The organism is Ammoniphilus sp. CFH 90114 (assembly GCF_004123195.1).
Classification (GTDB): Bacteria; Bacillota; Bacilli; order Aneurinibacillales; family RAOX-1; genus YIM-78166.
In genome coordinates this window covers 250,283-267,290 of the sequence record NZ_SDLI01000005.1, presented here as the reverse complement: position 1 = coordinate 267,290, position 17,008 = coordinate 250,283, and the positions used below count along the sequence as shown (strand labels likewise).

Here is a 17,008-nt window from a genome sequence, read left to right as displayed (position 1 = left end):
GTCCCCTCCTCTCATTTGGCTTTACTTGTATGAGGGTCTAGCAAATCACGCAGTCCATCCCCCAGTAAATTTAATCCCAAAACCGTAATCATGATAGCTATTCCAGGAAAAGCGGTCATCCACCAAGCCTGCCTTAATAAGATTTTGCCATCGCTGATAATATTTCCCCAGCTTGGAGAAGGCGGCGGCGTCCCCGCACCTAAAAAGCTAAGTGATGCTTCAATAATGACAGCATAAGCAAAGATAAAGCTTGCCTGCACTATTAACGGTGAAAGACAATTTGGTGCCATATGTAGCCAGATAATGCGCCAAGACTTTCCGCCTAACGCTCGAATGGCCTCAATATAACTAAGCTCGCGTACAACAATAGCTGCAGAACGAATCGTTCGAGCCACAGTAGGTGTATAAACAATACTTAAGGCTATGATCACATTCTCCAATCTTGGTCCCAAGGCAGCCATGATGGCGATCGCGAGAAGAATGGCTGGAAAAGCCATTAGACCATCATTAATCCGCATCAGCACATTATCCAAACGTCGGTAATAAGCTGAATACAAGCCCATTACAAGTCCACAAACCGAAGTAATCATGACAACGGTAAAACCAACAATCATGGAGGTCTGGCTTCCATAGATTACGCGACTCAAGAGATCACGTCCAAACTCATCCGTTCCGAACCAATAGGAGGTACTAGGTGCTTGTAATCTATTTTCCACTTTCATCTCAAGTGGATCATGCGGAGCTAAAATTGGAGCAAATAAAGCCACACAAGTTACAAACAATACTAAGATAAACCCTACAAGGGCAAGGCGGTTTTGAATGATTCGCCGAACAACCACCTTCGCTTGCCGAGAAAATAAAGTAGATGTCGTTACCGTCTCCATTGAAGCTATGGGTACTTTTCTCTCTTCAACATTGGTGTTCATAGTGGATCACCCCCTCCTAATTTTTATCAAACCTAATTCGGGGATCGATATAGGCATATAGTATATCGACAATTAAATTAATAAAGACGTAGGCTCCAGCTATCATAAGCACTGCTCCCTGAATAACCGGGTAATCCCGTTTTACGACGGAATTCACAACAAGCTTACCGATACCCGGGATGTTAAAGACCGTTTCGGTGACGACGGCACCACCAATCAATGTGGCAAAAGATAAACCAATAATTGTAAGGATTGGGACAAAAGCGTTGCGCAAGGCATGCTTGTAAATAACCTTTCGTTGTTTTAACCCTTTAGCCTCTGCAGTACGAATATAATTTTCATTCATCACCTCGAGCATAGAGGAACGGGTAATTCGAGCGATTAGAGCCGCTTGCATAATTCCTAGCGTTATCGCGGGCAAAATCAAGTATTTAAAGTGATTGACTAATCCGTTGGATAAGGGCTGATAGCCTGAAGAAGGGAGCCAACCTAACTGAACCGCAAAAATGAGAATTAAGGTTAATCCAATCCAGAAACTTGGCAATGATATTCCAACTAAGGCAGTCATCATAAGCATTTGATCCATCCATGATCCACGATTTCTTGCCGCCGCAATACCTAAAGGAATGGCAACTAGAATCGCAATTCCCTCAGCAAGAAGAGTCAAAGAGACCGTAGGCCCTAGATGCTCCCATATCGCTTCCGATACCGGCATACGCATAATAATGGAATAGCCCAGATCGCCAATTAAAACACCGCCAAACCATTGTAGAAATTGAAGATAAATAGGAAGGTTAAGGCCAAGCTGCTCTCGCAGCTTAGCCAACTCTTCTTCCGTAGCCTGGGAACCTAAAATGACAGAAGCAGGGTCACCTGGCGTTAGGTGGATGATCACAAAAACGACAACCGCAACTACTAGCAAAACAGGTAAAAGACTGGATACTCTTTTTAGGACATACCATCCAAGCATATCGCTTTAGGCCTCCTTATCTCTCTATTCAACTGAAACATTCCAGAAGAAAATATCATAGAAGTAGGTATATCCTTTCACATTAGTCCGGTAAGCCGATAACCCGTGCATATCTCCAAGCTTAATAAGAGGAACGTCCTCCCAGAAAGTGCTCTGAACCTTTTTGAATATCTCACGTTGCTCTTCGAAGTTTGAAGATACACGTATTTGATCTAGCAATTGGTCCATAGCTGGGTTATTATACCACCCTGCATAGTTGTTGCGAGAGTCAATAAAGACCGGTTGAGTTGGATTCGTATAAATAGGGAAAAACGTAAATACGATATCCCAAGCTTTTTCATCAGAACGACGCTTAATGAGCGTAGGCCAATCGTATACTTCTAAATTTGCAGGAATCCCCATCTTTTCTAATTGATCTTTAATCACTACTGCGGTTTTATAAAGGAACTCATAGTCTCTCGTTGCTAAGATCGTAACAGGCTCTCCCTTGTATCCGGCTTCTTCTAGAAGCTTTTTAGCTTTATCGGCATCCTTTTGATTGTAATTCTCTTTTCCATCTTCAACATACCAGGCTTGTTCTGGATACATGAGACCATGGTCCAATCGATAGAATTCCTTATCACCAACGGCCGCCATCATGACCGTATCCAAATCTACAGCTGCATTCACAGCTTGCCTAACTTTTTGATTAGAAAATACTCCGTTCTTGTTGTTAAAAAGTAGTCCATTCCAACGTCGAGGCTTGGCAATCGACATGACCAAATTCGGATCATCCTTGAGCATTAGATAATTATCAATCGGTACATCGTCAGCAAAATCATACTCCCCAGATTGAATACCAGCTACACGTGTTGCCGGGTCTGGTACAGGGATAAAATAGAGATTTTCAACTAGAGCTTCCTTCTTCCCAGCCCATCCGCTAGCTGGCTGTTGTAAAGGCTGATAGTCAGCAAACTTCTTCAAATGGATATACTGATCCTGCTTCCACTCCACAAATTGGAAAGGTCCAGTTCCGATGAATTCCTTGGCTCCTTGCTCGTCGGCTCCTTCAATGACTTCCTTCGGCATAACTGCTAGCCCTTGGTGAGGGAAGGCCATCAGAGTAAGCACTAATGCCGCAGAAGGACCTTTCGGATCCAATTTAACCACTAGCGCATGTGAGTCCTTTGCCTCTATAACGGCATTTCCTAAAGCTGTTTTCCCATTATTGGATTCCGCTTTCCAGCGATTGACGGAGGCTAATATATCTTCTGAAGTAAGTTCTTTACCATTGTGAAACTTTAAGCCTTTACGTATAGCAAAGGTAATCGTTTTGCCATCCTCACTCGTGTCAATGGACTCAGCTATCAATGGAGAAACTTGGTACTGCTCATCCAGCGTCACAAGTGATTCGAAAATATGCCATCCCACTTGAATAGCTGATGTCGCGGTTGTCTTATATAGATCCAATGTGGGTGGAGCCGCGGAAACTGCCACACGCAAATCCGCTTTTGCGGTCGCTCCTTTGGCTTCTGGTGTCGCCTCTTTCCCCGGATCAGAAGTAGAGGATGGAGATGAGGAACACCCTACGATCACCATGATCATTACGAGCCACAAGATTCCAATCTTTCTCATATTAATGCCTCCCTATTATTAATTTGCAAATCTATTATTTATATTTAATCACTTGTCCAGCAGTGACCTCGGTGAATACACCGTGATTGACAGCCAAATGACCATTGACCCAAACATATGAAATCCCAAGAGCTTCTTGCTTCGGCTGATCGTAAGTAGCTTGATCTACAATCTTACGTGGATCGAATACAACAACATCAGCCCAATACCCTTCTCTTAAAAAACCACGGTCTTTTAGCCGCAGTAGCTGTGCTGGTGCCCCTGTCATTTTTCTAACTGCTTCCCATATCGGAAATGCTTCCTTGTCTCTCGCATATCGACCTAAAACACGTGGAAAAGATCCATATAAACGTGGATGCGGCTTTCCTCCAAACACACCGTCCGAGCCAACCATTTGTAAAGGATGTCTCATTGCCTTCATAATATCTACTTCCACACCCCAATGAATAATCATCGTAACCGCTGCTTCTTCTTCTAGTAGTAAATCCATAGCCGCATCTGCCGGATCAATACCTCTTAGTTCACCAAGCTCGGCCACGCTTCGTCCTTCTAGATGGCGATTTTTATCAGTAGAGACTGCGGCTATGATAATATTCTTCCATCCATTGTTCCGAACGGTATTATCATATTCCCCGTTATGTAACATATCTTGCTTCGCTCTCTCTCTCAAAAGTGGATCCTTTAGTCGAGAAAGCATCTCTTCCGTACCCCCATCATGCATCCATGGCGGTAAAATGGCATGAAACACTGTAGAGGCAGCTGTATATGGATATTGGTCAAATGTTACCTCTATCCCTTCTTCTCTGGCTTCTTCCAACTTGACTAGGGCAGGCCCTAGCTTGTCTCTATTGATGCTTCCGCAAACTTTAAAATGGGAGACGTGGAGTCTAACTCCTGACTGCCGTGCTGCATCAATAACCTCATCAAGAGCTTCTAAGCTTAGGTTGCTTTCATTACGGATATGCACCACAAAACACCCGTCATATTTAGCTGCCCCCTTACATATCGCCACCAGCTCTTGTTTATTGGCAAAAGCACAAGGTGGGTACTGAATTCCTGATGAAACACCAAATGCACCTTGACTCATGGCTTCTTCCACTAGTACCTGCATTTGCTCAATTTCCGATGCCGTAGCCTCCCTTCCTTCGAAGCCCATAACCATGGAACGTACCCCTCCGTGAGGTACTAGATAGGTAACATTGCCAGCCAATTGGGACTGTCCAAGGAATTGAAGGTACTCCTCTACTGTATTCCATGGCCATTCTCCAATATCCCCATTCAACCCCTTGAGTTGCTTTTGCCAAAGAGGCTTCGTCGCCTCAGAGACGGGAGCGACTGATATTCCATCCTGTCCAAGCAACTCAGTAGTTACGCCTTGAAGAACCTTAATCTTATGAACTGAAGGTTGGGTGCACCATAAATCCGAATGAACATGGGTATCAATAAACCCGGGTGCTACAATTTGCCCCGAGGCATCAATGACTTGCTTAGCGTCTTCACCCTGAAGCTTGCCTATTTTTTTGATTCTTCCATCGGAGATACCCACATCAAGTTTTGTCCAAGGATTACCCGACCCATCACATACAAATCCATTTTGAATAATTACGTCATACATTAAAGGTCCCTACCTTCTCTATGATAATAATCGGTTAACTACTTATATCATCCGGTACTTGAAACGTTAAATGATAAAGCTGTCTTGGCCTTCCTTTACTTACAGGTTGCTCTTCGCCGACGAGCTTAGCCAGCTTACATTGCTCCAAGCGGCTCAGCAATCTTCTTGCACTACGAATTGTAATTCCAAAGCCATTCGCCAACTCCACAGATGTGATTTTCCATGAACCATTCGTCTCACAAAACGAAATCATTTTATTAATCGTCCCTACACTAAGCCCGGATAGTCTAGCCCATTTAAGTCGCTCCTCGTCATCTGAACGAACGGAATATTCCATTTGATAATGATGGTCCAAGGGACCAAGAACATTTCCATAAGGCATGACGATATAACAGTTCCCCCCTCCACTGATCTTTGATTTAGACAAAGCCTCTCTCGCCTTTTGTTCTGCCTCATTTGCTGTACGACCTAAGCCTACCCCTACACTGACACGTAAATTCAATTGATCATGAATTTGATTCAGTAACGTAAAGCGGCTAAAGCCATTAGTTGACCGTTCCATGACACCACGTGTTGTCACAAAGGTAATCTCATCTCGATCAGTCCAATTCATAAGAGATTGCGTCTCTTCTCCGTAGTCAATAAGCAGCTGTTGAAGGGCCAGCTTCTTGCGTTGAATCTCGTACTCAGAAGAAGCCTGCTTAGCTGAGAAATTTTCTACGTGTAATATTCCGATGGCAAGCTGTGTATCAGCCAAATAAGCACTTTGCCCTTCTAGTTGAACGCGTTGTAAACAATCATGAATGGTAGATTTTGTTGGAACAATGCGGTAGCAAGCAACACCTAACTCACGTAGCTTTTTATACACCGATGTTACACAGGTAAACACTGCATCAATCTGCTGCTCCGTCCACAATTGATAATGGAACTCCATGATCTCTTTTTCTGCCGTTGCACTAAGATCATAATCTTTTACGTAAATCTCCTCTACCTCAATCTCTAGCTCCTCAAGTCTTTTGAAAATTTCTTCCTTTTTTATAATGTCCACGCTTAATCGCAATTTTTTCTCCTGAAAGAATTCACTATTCTCTCTCAGCATCTGAAAAAATAACCGGTACAGACTTGTACCATCATGAGGAAGGTATATCATTGTCTTCTGGTCACTCACGCGTTCCCTTGCAATCTGATAGGGAATCGGTCCCGCAAATAAAAGGGCTTCCACTTCATGAAAACATCCTTCAACTAGATCTTGAGTTTGACCGATATCCGTATATCCAAGGGGAAGCATCTCCAGCTCTGGAAACGCCTGAGCAATTTCAATAATGTCCTTAACAAAATCGTACGGACCAATGGCCGCAACCTTGATCTTCATCTCTGTTTTCCTTTCGTAGAAGTAAATGTAATTAAATTATTAAAATATTTTGATATAATAATCCCACAAAAAGGATTAAGGAGCAACGACCGAAAATAGACCGAAAATAGAGAAAAATCATTTCACATAAAAAAAGATCCTGAAAGAGATTACAGGATCTGAAAGCTTTAAATTATTTAAGTTTATTATCTACTCTATTAATTAGTGATCATGATCCTCTTCCGCTGCCATAGCAATGGCTTTCGTCTCATGAACAGTTCCAAATGGATGCTGAGGCGGAGCATAAATGGAATAAAGCTTGATAGGGATGTTGCCAGTATTGGTTAGATTATGCCATTTACCTGCAGGTACAAGTATCGCGTAATCTGCAGATACTTTTTGTTGATAGTCTAATTTCGACTTACTGTCCCCCATTTGAACGAGCCCCTCCCCTTCTTCAATACGGAGGAATTGATCAAGATTAGGATGAGACTCTAAGCCAATATCTTCTCCAACCCCAATACTCATTAGAGTCAATTGCAGATGTTTCCCAGTCCATAACGCCGTACGGAACGTCTTATTTTGTTTAGTAACCTTCTCAATATCTACGACAAATGGCTGTGAACCATAATCTTTGATAGATGATCTCTTTAAGGATTCTAGTCGTGTAACATTCTGTTTTTCACCTGTAGAAGCATGTATAAAAACATTTTGAATGAGAGGATTTTGACTCGACATACCATTCTTTCGGTATTCCTCATAGGCCTCAACTCCTGCGTCGTGGGCCTTTTGAAGACCTTCTCTATAAGTTTTAAAATTCACTGTATTAAATTGGTATTGAGGTGCTCTTCCCGTCAGTGATAAGTATAGATTATGAAATTGGCTGAAATGTGTCTTTTTGACTTCTAAGGCCTGAAGAATCTCAGTTTTATGCTGTTGATTCGGTGCTGCATCAGCTAATCGGCTATAAAAATCAAGGGCTGTAGCTTCTCTTTTTATTCCAGCTTGTATTGCTTCCACTTGTTCATTATTTACTTGATGATTTATAGCCAAATAATCGGAGTAATGGATCGGAGTGTTAACATAATAATAATAAGGATATGAGTAATTTTTTGGAGGAAGATAATGCATGTTGTTCATTCCCTTCATAGGTTTATAAAGACATCATATGCCTATTCTTCGAGAATGTACTTTGGTCACCCTATGTTACAATTTCTTTGATCTAGGTGCCTTTAAGAGGATTACATTAAATATTGTCAAAAGTTGGTCACATTCCTTTGTCTAAATCGTGACAAAATTCACGCTCATGTGGAAACAAAAATAATTATAGAATAAAATAGCAACAAGATAATGTGAAAAGGATCACAATAATTCTAATTTAGAAAGGAGTTTGAAAATGGATATGTATACACCGGATCTGTGTATTCACTGTGGTGAGGAATTAGTTATTTTTGAACGTAACCGTTGTGAATGTTTAAAGTGTCGAGAAAGCTTCAATGCGACTTATGCCGATGATCTTGTAGAAGTAGAGTAAAGAAGAGCCCGTTGGCTCTTTTTTTATTGCACAGGGAAGATGCTACTTTTCGATTCTTAATATCCAATTCTATAATCATCGTAATCCCCCAGCAAACAAATGATATTCATGCTTATTTTACCACTAATACACCGTAATTTGACATTTTTCTACCTTCAAGAGAAGATAGGGACGACAGTCATTTTATTTATACAGATCCAGGAGGAAAGACACATGAAAGCAATTCAAATTACAGAGTTTGGCGGACCTGAAGTCTTGAAATTGGCAGATGTACGTGAGCCTACCCCAGCAAGAAATGAGGTACGGGTTAGACTGTTTGCTGCGGGTGTCAATCCGAATGAAACTTATATTCGTACGGGTACCTACTCTTTTTTAATTCCTGATTTGCCGTACACCCCTGGATTCGATGGGGCTGGAATTGTCGATGCCATTGGCGATGGGGTAGAACATCTTAAAATCGGAGACCGCGTCTTTGTCGCGGCCTTGCTTGCCAAGCGCAACACCGGAACTTACGCCCAAAAGGTCGTTTGCGATGCCCATGCTGTCCACCGCTTGCCAGATGCCATTTCCTATCAGGCAGGTGCATCTCTTGGTATTCCAGCCTTAACGGCTTACAGGGCGTTATTTCACAGAGCCAAGATCAAACCGGGTGAAACCGTGCTAATCCATGGGGCGAGCGGCGGCGTTGGTGTATTAGCCGTTCAGATGGCCAAAGGAATCGGTGCGACCGTGATTGGTACAGCAAGTACAGAAGATGGTTTTGCTTTGGTGAAAGCTTCAGGAGCCACTCATGTACTCCACCATATCACCGAGGACTCTATGTCTGCTATCCTGTCTCTGACAAATGATAGAGGGCCAGACGTCATCATTGAATTTTTGGCCAATGTAAATTTAGAGACGGATCTGAAGATTATTGCTCCCTATGGTCGCATCGTTGTAGTGGGTAACCGCGGCAGCCTGGAGATTAATCCGAGATTAGCCATGATGAAAGAAGCCGATATTTTAGGGTTAGCCCTTTGGAATGCGCTTCCTCATGAGTACAAGGAAAGTTTACACGCGGTTGAGGCCTTCCTGGAATCTGGAATCCTTCATCCGGAAATTGGAGTTGAACTCCCTCTAGAGGATGCAGCAAAAGCGCATGAACAAATAGTAAGCCAAAAAGCCCAAGGAAAGATTGTACTTGCCATTGATTAGACTAAAGTAAAGGGTCCCCTCTCCCTCTCAAGATCAACAATTACTGGATTGGGAGGGGAACTATCCCTCACTAGAATTCTCAAAATCAGCTTGAATTCTACTCAAAAACTCTTCTGCTGCACTGTATCCCTGCTGTCTTAGATACCAATTATTTGCCGCTGCTTCAATTAATCCTGCAACATCACGGCCTGGTTGAAGTTGAATTTCAATAGAAGGAATCTTCACACCCATATACTCAGTATAACGAGGCTCCTGCTCTAATTCGTTGTTTAATGCGTCTTTTTGCCATTTCATTAATTTAATATCTAGGGCAATTCGTGTTTCATCTTGAAAAGCCCTCCTTCCGTACATGCGGACCACATTTAGCAACCCAATACTGCGAAGTGCCAAAAATTCTTTGGTCTTTTCATCATGCGTACCCAGAAGAGTTTGCGGACTTAGTTTTTTTAGCACGACGATATCATCCGCAACTAATCGATGTCCCCGACCAATGAGTGTGTGCGCCGTCTCGCTTTTCCCAACGCCTGAGTGGCCACGAAGGAGTATTCCAATCCCAGACACATTAACACAAACTCCATGAATCGCCATTTCAGATGCTAATTCCTTAACTAAATAGGCATCCAATTTAATCATAAATTCGGAAGTCGTCTCCACTTTGTTCGTCACTAACAAGGGAATTCCCTCTTCTATACAATGATGTTTCAAATAGGTAAGCCCTTCTTCACCTGCGGTAACAATAAAACATGGCGGGTGATACTGAACGATATTTCCAATACGAACTTTACGCTCTTCTACACTTAACTTATGTAAATAGTTGATTTCTTTTCTTCCTAGAATTTGAACCCTCTCCGTTGGAAAAAAATCAAAATGTCCAACAAATTCTAGACCAGGACGATGAACACGTGATTGTGTAATCGTCTTCTGCAACTGGTTTTCACCAGCAATCACTTTCAATGAAAATCTCTCAATCAGTTTTTCTACTGTTATCTTCTTCAAGTTAAGTCACCATCCTAGTGGCAATAAAAATTCTCTATCATTGTACGGAAACAGGGAGTAGGAGTTTCAAAATATATTCCTACCCTTCTTCCGACTCCTCTTCCTTTTTAAACAGCTCTTCGAGATACCTTTCCTTTCTATTTAGGAACCCTTTTGTAATTTGATAGTGCTCCGTGTCTTCATAACTGACACTTTCAATAACTTCGGAATCAAAACTATAGATCTTGGCCTTTGGATAGCCTAGAAGAATCGGTGAATGTGTGGCGATGATAAATTGAGCGTTTCCTGTACTGACTAGTTGGTGAATAATCCTCAAAAAAGCGAGTTGCCGAGCTGGTGATAAGGCCGCCTCCGGCTCATCTAGAAGATATATTCCCCTTCCCCTAAAACGGTTTAGAAATAGGGATAAAAAAGATTCGCCATGGGATTGGTGATGTAAAGACCTACCTCCGTACCCTTCATAATTAAACGTCGGATCGTCTTGGGCTAGTTGATCAAGATGCGTTGCAAAATGATAAAAACTTTCTGATCTTAAAAAGAATCCTTGATTGACTTTAGGTAACCAAGAAAGACGAATGTAATCCCCTAATGCAGCCTGGGAGGAGTCCACGTCATGTGCATTGTTTCTTCCACCTCCTGCGGTATTAAACTCACACTGATAGGCAATAGCCTCAAGTAGTGTTGATTTTCCGGAACCATTTTCCCCTACAAAAAAGGTTACTTCATGATCTAAATCCAATGTTTCCATATCTTTTATAGCTGAAACAGAGAACGGATAGGACTTCATGTCCTGAATTTTCTCTTTTAAAAGAGTTACTCTACGTAAAAACAGATCAATGCACTCTCCTTATCACTTATTTGTAAGAGATCAAATTGAAACGAAGCCGTTTTACAGCGCCTAATCGGATATATTTTAGCAGAAATTCATTCTTTGAGGAAATAAGTTCCAAATCATAAAACTATACATCCCCCTCTCCTTGCTTATTCTTGTGTTTGTTATAATGATAGAGTATAAAAGTTACATCCCAAGGAGTTGACGCTATTGTTATATGTAGCCCTGTTAACGATCATTGATGAGGACATCAATACAAGGAGCCGTCCTGCTCATCTCCAATATATCGATGGACTCTATCGGCAGGAAAAAGTAGTTTATGCAGGTCCTTTTACAGACGGAAAAGGGGGAATGGTAATCTACCGAGCAGATAGTTACGAAGAGGCCAAAAAGATGGCGGAGGAAGATCCCGTTGTCATCGAAAAAGCCCGTACCTTGGAATTGCGGGAGTGGAATCCTTTGGCATTTCCCTTACCCAAATAGAATAATGAACGACGATAGCCGATATTCTTCTTTTTCAAATATCGGCTTAGTCCGTCATCTTCCCTGCTATTAATCCCAGAAGGACGTTCGTGATGAGTAAAGGATGCATCTCACCTGCAATAATATAAGTTAGAACCCCTGATACAAAAGCAATCAAAAGTGCATTCGCTGACAATTCATATCTCTCCTTTATTAGAACTAAGTCCCCTACTTTGGGACGAGTTTCAACTTGTTTTTGTTACAAGTGGGGATTTAGTGTTTGCCGGACATACAGTATCTTATATATCCCCAAAAACCTCAATAAGGGTCTTTTCTGGACACAGAAACCGCTATTTCATCTAGGACAAGCTTTCTAAGACGTATTTCTCAGAAATAACGGAACCAATGTCCGTTCAACTTGTAATTTTAGCGATTTTAACTCTAATAACGCACCTGATGTCCGGCTGCCCTATCAAAAGATAAAGCCTTCCAAATTTATGCGGAATGCTTTTTCCTATAATAAACCAATAATAATCCCACCAAAGGCTCCTGCAATAACGACAACCCAAGGCGGTGTCTTCCAAAACGTAAGCATAATAAACAAAATAGACGCTAAAGCAAAATCAACAGGGGCCAAAATGGTGCTGGTCCAGATCGGATCGTAGAGAGCAGCTAATAAGATTCCGACAACGGCCGCATTGACTCCAACCAAAGCGCCTTGAATATTCGGCTTTCTGCGTAGCGTATCCCAGAATGGCAACGTTCCAACGACGAGCAAGAAAGCTGGCAAGAATATCGCGATCGTTGCAATCATGGCACCAAACCAGCCACCCATGATCGCTCCTAAGTAGGCAGCAAAGGTGAACAGAGGACCGGGAACGGCCTGAGTCGCACCATAACCGGCGAGGAACTCTTCCTTATTTAACCACCCAGTGGGAACAACCTCCCTTTCCAAAAGCGGCAACACCACATGCCCTCCACCAAACACCAGCGACCCTGCCCGGTAAAAACTGTCGAAGACAGCTAACCATTCATAAGAAGCCACACTACGAACTAATGGTAGTCCGAATAATAATACGAAAAACAGAACAAGACTGAGGACAGCGACAGATCGACGGATCGGAACACGTATCTCGGGCAACTCCGGGATCTTGCTATCCTTGTATAAGATTAATCCGATGATGCCGGCCACAATAATGATGAGTACCTGAGTCACCGCCGACTGCCAAAGGAGCGTGATCGTCGCAGCCAGGATGGCCATGGTGGCTCTATTCCTATCAGGAGTAAGCTTCTGTCCCATTCCTAGAACCGCATGGGCCACAATAGCCACCGCCACTAACTTTAATCCATGAATCCAACCAGCGTTTCCTATATCAAACCCTTGGAGTAGAAAAGCAAAAAGAATAAGGGCAATCACGGAAGGAAGAGTAAATCCAATCCATGCGAAAATTCCACCTAAAAGACCTGCCCGCATAACCCCAATCCCGATTCCTACTTGGCTGCTTGCAGGACCAGGGAGAAATTGACAAAGGGCAACCAAGTCCGCATAACTGCGTTCATCCATCCACTTCCTACGACGGATATATTCCTCATGAAAATACCCGAGGTGAGCGATCGGACCTCCAAACGAAGTGAATCCTAACTTCGTCGACACTCCCAATACTTCGAGTAAGGACTTCCATCTACTCTTATCTTGATTTTCTTCTTTTTCCTCTAACCTAGGACTGTTCATGTGACTCTTACCTCCTACTAGCTAAAATAAATCTAAGATCAGTTACTCTTTTATCTCTTTAAATAATTCATAGGCCTTTTTCCTAGCTTCAACGAGCACCATATTCCCCTTGGCCGTCGTACGATAATATTTTCTAATCTTGCCTTCTACATTTCGCTCTTCTTTGGACAACAATTCACTGTTCTCCATCTGGTGAAGGATAGGGTATAACGTCCCCGCACTAATTTCATAACCATGCTCTCTTAGCTCCTCTAACATCCACAAGCCAAAAATAGGCTCTTCCTTAGCATGATGTAGAATATGAATTTGAATAAATCCAAGAAATAGCTTCCTAAGTACTTTATCTTCCATATGAACCTCTCCATTATACATTACCGATATCGGCTTTCGATACTATCTTAACAAAAACTTTACAAACACTCAAATTCATTTAACGTAGTCAAAAATTGTACATACAGCCCCCTTTCCATTTCTCATTCCCATGTGTTATAGTGTGTATGAAGATATAAACACCTTAACACTTGGAGGGAGATTCATATGGGAACATTTGATGGACTATGGGGGTATGGGCTCGTCTTTCTGTTTTCAGCGATTCCTTTTTTTGAAGCCTACGCGGTGATCCCGCTGGCCATACTTGCAGGACTCTCTACTCTCCCTGTGATCATCCTTGGTCTAGCAGGGAATATCCTTACCGTTTTGTTGGTGATTCTATTCCTAGACAAGATTAAACAGTGGAGAAAAAAACGAAAAGGTGACGATGAAGATACAACTTCACCAACTAAACGTTCGATAAGAGCAAAAAAATTATGGATAAAGTATGGTTTACCGGGATTGGCCTTCATTGGTCCGTTGCTCGTTGGTAGTCACTTAACCACGTTCATGAGCGTAACTCTTGGTGGCACGAAACAATCTACAGCCAACTGGATGGTAGCGAGTCTCGTGATATGGTGTTCGGTATTTACTGTATTGGCTTACCTAGGAATTGACTTCCTAAATTTAGGAGAACGAAACCTATTTCAAGCAAATTAAAGGGGAGAAGATTTTATGCTGCAACAGGCTATTTGGCTAGCGAAAAAGGAAATCAAACATCATCGGATCTTGCTTCTATTTACCCTATTTGGCACCATGTTTTTTGCTTTAATCACATCGGTTCTGCTTGATAAATCTGCGAAAAAGATGTTCGGTACAGAAATGGTGCAGTATAATCATATTTTATTAGATATCATTTTCGTCAATATCACCGTTTATTTAGGTACCATTTTTATTTCTGGACCTTACCTGAGCTTCAGAGCGATAAAAGAGGACCCTTTCAGTAAAAGAATGGCTATGTTGCGATCCTTGCCCATTCCGGTTCCTGTGCTGTCACTAAGCCGTACACTGATGATGTTAATCACGTTAGTTGTCATGTCAATTACCTTTTATAGCACCCTTGCGGTAGCCTTACCAGAAGGATTTTACCAACTCATTTCACCAGTGGAATTTATGGTTTTCATTGTTTTTTGGTTTGGCTGCTCCCTTGCAATAGGGGGACTCAATCCTTATATTGAGTATGGTACCAGTGGCAAAGTCTTGCATCTAACTCCCTTTCTTTTTTTAGGCATTCTAGCTATTACGATTACCACTTCTTATAAAGTATTCGACCTAGGCATTGTTGAACTGATTTTAGTTGGGGTTAAGTCTAACGGTTGGAGCCTTGCCCTCCTCTCCCTTCTTATAGGTGTTACCGCCTGTACGGGTTGGAACAAGATACTAACCCATCGTTTAATGAAAAGAGATTATTATTAAAGGATCGGAGGAGGGATGATGAAGTTACCGATACGGGTTTCCGAAGAAAGCCGGGAACCGATATACCATCAGATTGAAACACAAATTAAAGCACTCATCGTCGGCGGTCAGATTCCACCAGGCACTCCCCTTCCTTCCATACGGATCTTGGCAAGTGAGTTAGCTTGCAGCGTGATAACCACAAGGAAAGCTTATCAGAATTTAGAGAGCAGCGGTTTCATCAAAACGATTCAAGGCAAAGGCACTTTTGTAATCAATATTGAAAGAGAAACCAAAGATCGGACGAAGAAAAAAGTCGTACATGAGGGATTTCAAAAAGTGTTGGAACAAGGAAAGCAACTCGGGTTTTCGGAGGATGAGATTCGTTCTATTTTCAATGAAGTGCTCGACCTCCATTATCTTAAATAGACAGGAAGGATAACTATGGAAACCTCTGCACTAACAATAACAGGTTTAACTAAGAAGCTTAAAAATTTCAGTCTAGGACCCCTTGATCTCATAGTCGAAAAGGGGACCATCGTTGCCCTCATAGGAGCGAATGGATCTGGAAAAAGTACCTTTCTTCGAGTCCTGATGAATGTTCTGAAAGCAGATAGTGGCACGATTTACGCCTTTGGCGAAAACTTCTCAGAGAACGAGACGGCGTTGAAGCAAAAAATTGGCTATGTAGGCGACAAGCTTGAACCCTATCGTCATTTAAGCATTAAGGAACTGTCTTCTCTCATCTCCTATTGGTATCCCACTTGGGATCATCAGCGTTATTTACATTACCTTTCGCGGTACCAGATTGATGAAAATATGAAATATGAACACGGTTCAACAGGTACGAGAAAAAAGGTAGAGTTCATCTTCTCCTTATGTTACGACTCCCAGTTATTAGTGCTTGATGAACCTTCTGCCGGTATGGATATGGTTTCCCAACGGAAAATGAAGGAAGATTTACTGAACTATATGGAGGATGGAGAAAGAAGCATTTTAATCGCTACACATATTGCCGATGAAGTGGAACAATTATCCGATTACATCGCAGTCATAGAAGAAGGAAAAATCGTACTCACCTTTAATAAGGATGATGTACGTGAACATTGGGCTAGAGTGAGCGTGTCTCAAGTTACGGATAGCCTTCTGGATCATGCCCATGTTATCAGTACTTCAATGAATCCTCCAGAAATCGTAACAAATCATTTATCTGCTCTTGAAATGGAATTAAAAAACCAACAAATTACGATAAATCAAATTCAACGGCTTACATTAGAAGAAGTAGTCGAGAATCTAACAACCTAACCCATATAATGACTGTTTAGATGGATCTTGCACCCTATATCGAGTCATTGTTATAAAACTCCCAAGGTTCCAAAGTTTCATAGTTAGATTCTGACAATAAAAGAACCGGAAGACGCTCCGCTATTTATCCTCTTCTTATAAAGAGAAATAACAGAAACTTTTCCGGTTCATTTTGATCTTGCCCTCTTATGGCAATAATACCTCATCAATTACATGGATTACACCATTAGAAGCCTCGATGTCTGGCTTTATTACATTTGCTTTGTTCACTTTAGTAGGATTAAGTGATATTTTCACTTTCTTCTTAGCCAAAGTCTCTACTTTCATTCCGTCTTTGAGATCACCAGACATGACCTTACCTGGTACAACATGGTACAGCAGAATATCCTTTAAGTCTTTTCTTGCTAACAATTCTTCTGCGGTAATATCTAGCTTCTTTAATAATTTATTAAAGGCCTCATCTGTTGGAGCAAACACGGTGAATGGACCTTTGCCTTTCAATGTGTCAACCAAACCAGCCTTTTTTAAAGCAGCTGCCAATGTATTAAAATTCCCAGCTTCTATCGCCGTATCAACAATGTCCTTTTTAACACCTTGCTCCTCTGCGAACGCTCCCGCTGAGAAGGATAAAACCATCATGATCATCAACAAAACTAACCCAAACTTTCTCTTTTCCATTAACAATACCTCCTTTTAATTTGTCTAAAAGGTAG

18 protein-coding genes are annotated in these 17,008 nt (G+C 41.9%); 6 read left to right on the top strand and 12 right to left on the bottom strand.

The genetic code is table 11. From position 1 onward, the window contains the following. Positions 1-11: 11 nt before the first annotated feature. The 6 genes from EIZ39_RS13600 to EIZ39_RS13575 form a co-directional block, all read right to left on the bottom strand. On the bottom strand, positions 12-926 hold the full coding sequence (locus EIZ39_RS13600; RefSeq protein ID WP_483296037.1) for an ABC transporter permease: 915 nt from the start codon (positions 924-926) through the stop codon (positions 12-14). 16 nt (positions 927-942) lie between these two features. Further along, on the bottom strand, positions 943-1,896 hold the full coding sequence (gene nikB, locus EIZ39_RS13595; protein WP_129200523.1) for a nickel ABC transporter permease: 954 nt from the start codon (positions 1,894-1,896) through the stop codon (positions 943-945). 24 nt (positions 1,897-1,920) lie between these two features. Continuing rightward, positions 1,921-3,510, bottom strand: a complete 1,590-nt coding sequence (locus EIZ39_RS13590) for an ABC transporter substrate-binding protein (RefSeq protein WP_129200522.1) — start codon at positions 3,508-3,510, stop codon at positions 1,921-1,923. Positions 3,511-3,544: 34 nt separating this feature from the next. Next, entirely contained in the window at positions 3,545-5,125 is a 1,581-nt protein-coding gene (locus EIZ39_RS13585; protein WP_129200521.1) for an N-acyl-D-amino-acid deacylase family protein, read from the bottom strand. Positions 5,126-5,159: 34 nt separating this feature from the next. Beyond that, positions 5,160-6,497, bottom strand: coding sequence for a helix-turn-helix domain-containing protein (locus tag EIZ39_RS13580; RefSeq protein ID WP_129200520.1), 1,338 nt, complete (start codon positions 6,495-6,497; stop codon positions 5,160-5,162). A 201-nt stretch (positions 6,498-6,698) separates the two neighbouring features. Further along, complete coding sequence (locus tag EIZ39_RS13575; protein WP_129200649.1) at positions 6,699-7,607, bottom strand: cupin domain-containing protein; 909 nt, start codon at positions 7,605-7,607, stop codon at positions 6,699-6,701. 616 nt (positions 7,608-8,223) lie between these two features. Between EIZ39_RS13575 and EIZ39_RS13570 the strand changes: the two genes are divergently transcribed. Beyond that, positions 8,224-9,204, top strand: coding sequence for an NADPH:quinone reductase (locus EIZ39_RS13570; protein ID WP_129200519.1), 981 nt, complete (start codon positions 8,224-8,226; stop codon positions 9,202-9,204). Between the two features lie 60 nt (positions 9,205-9,264). Here the strand turns inward: EIZ39_RS13570 and hprK are convergent, their stop codons facing one another. Both hprK and EIZ39_RS13560 read right to left on the bottom strand, forming a co-directional pair. Continuing rightward, positions 9,265-10,200 (bottom strand): HPr(Ser) kinase/phosphatase, encoded by a 936-nt coding sequence (gene hprK / locus EIZ39_RS13565; RefSeq protein ID WP_129200518.1) that lies wholly within the window; start codon positions 10,198-10,200, stop codon positions 9,265-9,267. Between the two features lie 79 nt (positions 10,201-10,279). After that, positions 10,280-11,032, bottom strand: coding sequence for an AAA family ATPase (locus EIZ39_RS13560; RefSeq protein WP_129200517.1), 753 nt, complete (start codon positions 11,030-11,032; stop codon positions 10,280-10,282). Between the two features lie 210 nt (positions 11,033-11,242). Here EIZ39_RS13560 and EIZ39_RS13555 point away from each other — a divergent pair, with 210 nt between their 5' ends. Beyond that, on the top strand, positions 11,243-11,515 hold the full coding sequence (locus EIZ39_RS13555) for a YciI family protein (RefSeq protein ID WP_129200516.1): 273 nt from the start codon (positions 11,243-11,245) through the stop codon (positions 11,513-11,515). Between the two features lie 46 nt (positions 11,516-11,561). Here the strand turns inward: EIZ39_RS13555 and EIZ39_RS27545 are convergent, their stop codons facing one another. From EIZ39_RS27545 to EIZ39_RS13545, 3 genes are all read right to left on the bottom strand, one after another. Beyond that, positions 11,562-11,690 (bottom strand): hypothetical protein, encoded by a 129-nt coding sequence (locus EIZ39_RS27545; RefSeq protein ID WP_255433951.1) that lies wholly within the window; start codon positions 11,688-11,690, stop codon positions 11,562-11,564. A gap of 318 nt (positions 11,691-12,008) precedes the next feature. Continuing rightward, positions 12,009-13,226, bottom strand: a complete 1,218-nt coding sequence (locus EIZ39_RS13550; protein WP_129200515.1) for a chromate transporter — start codon at positions 13,224-13,226, stop codon at positions 12,009-12,011. 42 nt (positions 13,227-13,268) lie between these two features. After that, complete coding sequence (locus EIZ39_RS13545; RefSeq protein ID WP_129200514.1) at positions 13,269-13,577, bottom strand: PadR family transcriptional regulator; 309 nt, start codon at positions 13,575-13,577, stop codon at positions 13,269-13,271. A 186-nt stretch (positions 13,578-13,763) separates the two neighbouring features. On the opposite strand from EIZ39_RS13545, the gene EIZ39_RS13540 reads away from it, so the two are divergent. Genes EIZ39_RS13540 through EIZ39_RS13525 form a run of 4 tightly spaced genes read left to right on the top strand, consistent with a single transcriptional unit; the run spans position 13,764 to position 16,295 of the window. Then, complete coding sequence (locus EIZ39_RS13540; RefSeq protein ID WP_129200513.1) at positions 13,764-14,255, top strand: small multi-drug export protein; 492 nt, start codon at positions 13,764-13,766, stop codon at positions 14,253-14,255. 15 nt (positions 14,256-14,270) lie between these two features. After that, entirely contained in the window at positions 14,271-15,011 is a 741-nt protein-coding gene (locus EIZ39_RS13535) for a hypothetical protein (RefSeq protein WP_129200512.1), read from the top strand. A gap of 18 nt (positions 15,012-15,029) precedes the next feature. Further along, a complete protein-coding gene (locus EIZ39_RS13530; protein ID WP_129200648.1) occupies positions 15,030-15,419 on the top strand; it encodes a GntR family transcriptional regulator in 390 nt (129 codons plus the stop codon). A gap of 15 nt (positions 15,420-15,434) precedes the next feature. After that, positions 15,435-16,295: an ATP-binding cassette domain-containing protein gene (locus EIZ39_RS13525; protein WP_129200511.1), complete on the top strand. Its 861-nt coding sequence runs from the start codon at positions 15,435-15,437 to the stop codon at positions 16,293-16,295. 186 nt (positions 16,296-16,481) lie between these two features. Here the strand turns inward: EIZ39_RS13525 and EIZ39_RS13520 are convergent, their stop codons facing one another. Further along, a complete protein-coding gene (locus EIZ39_RS13520; RefSeq protein WP_129200510.1) occupies positions 16,482-16,973 on the bottom strand; it encodes a fasciclin domain-containing protein in 492 nt (163 codons plus the stop codon). Positions 16,974-17,008 lie beyond the last annotated feature (35 nt).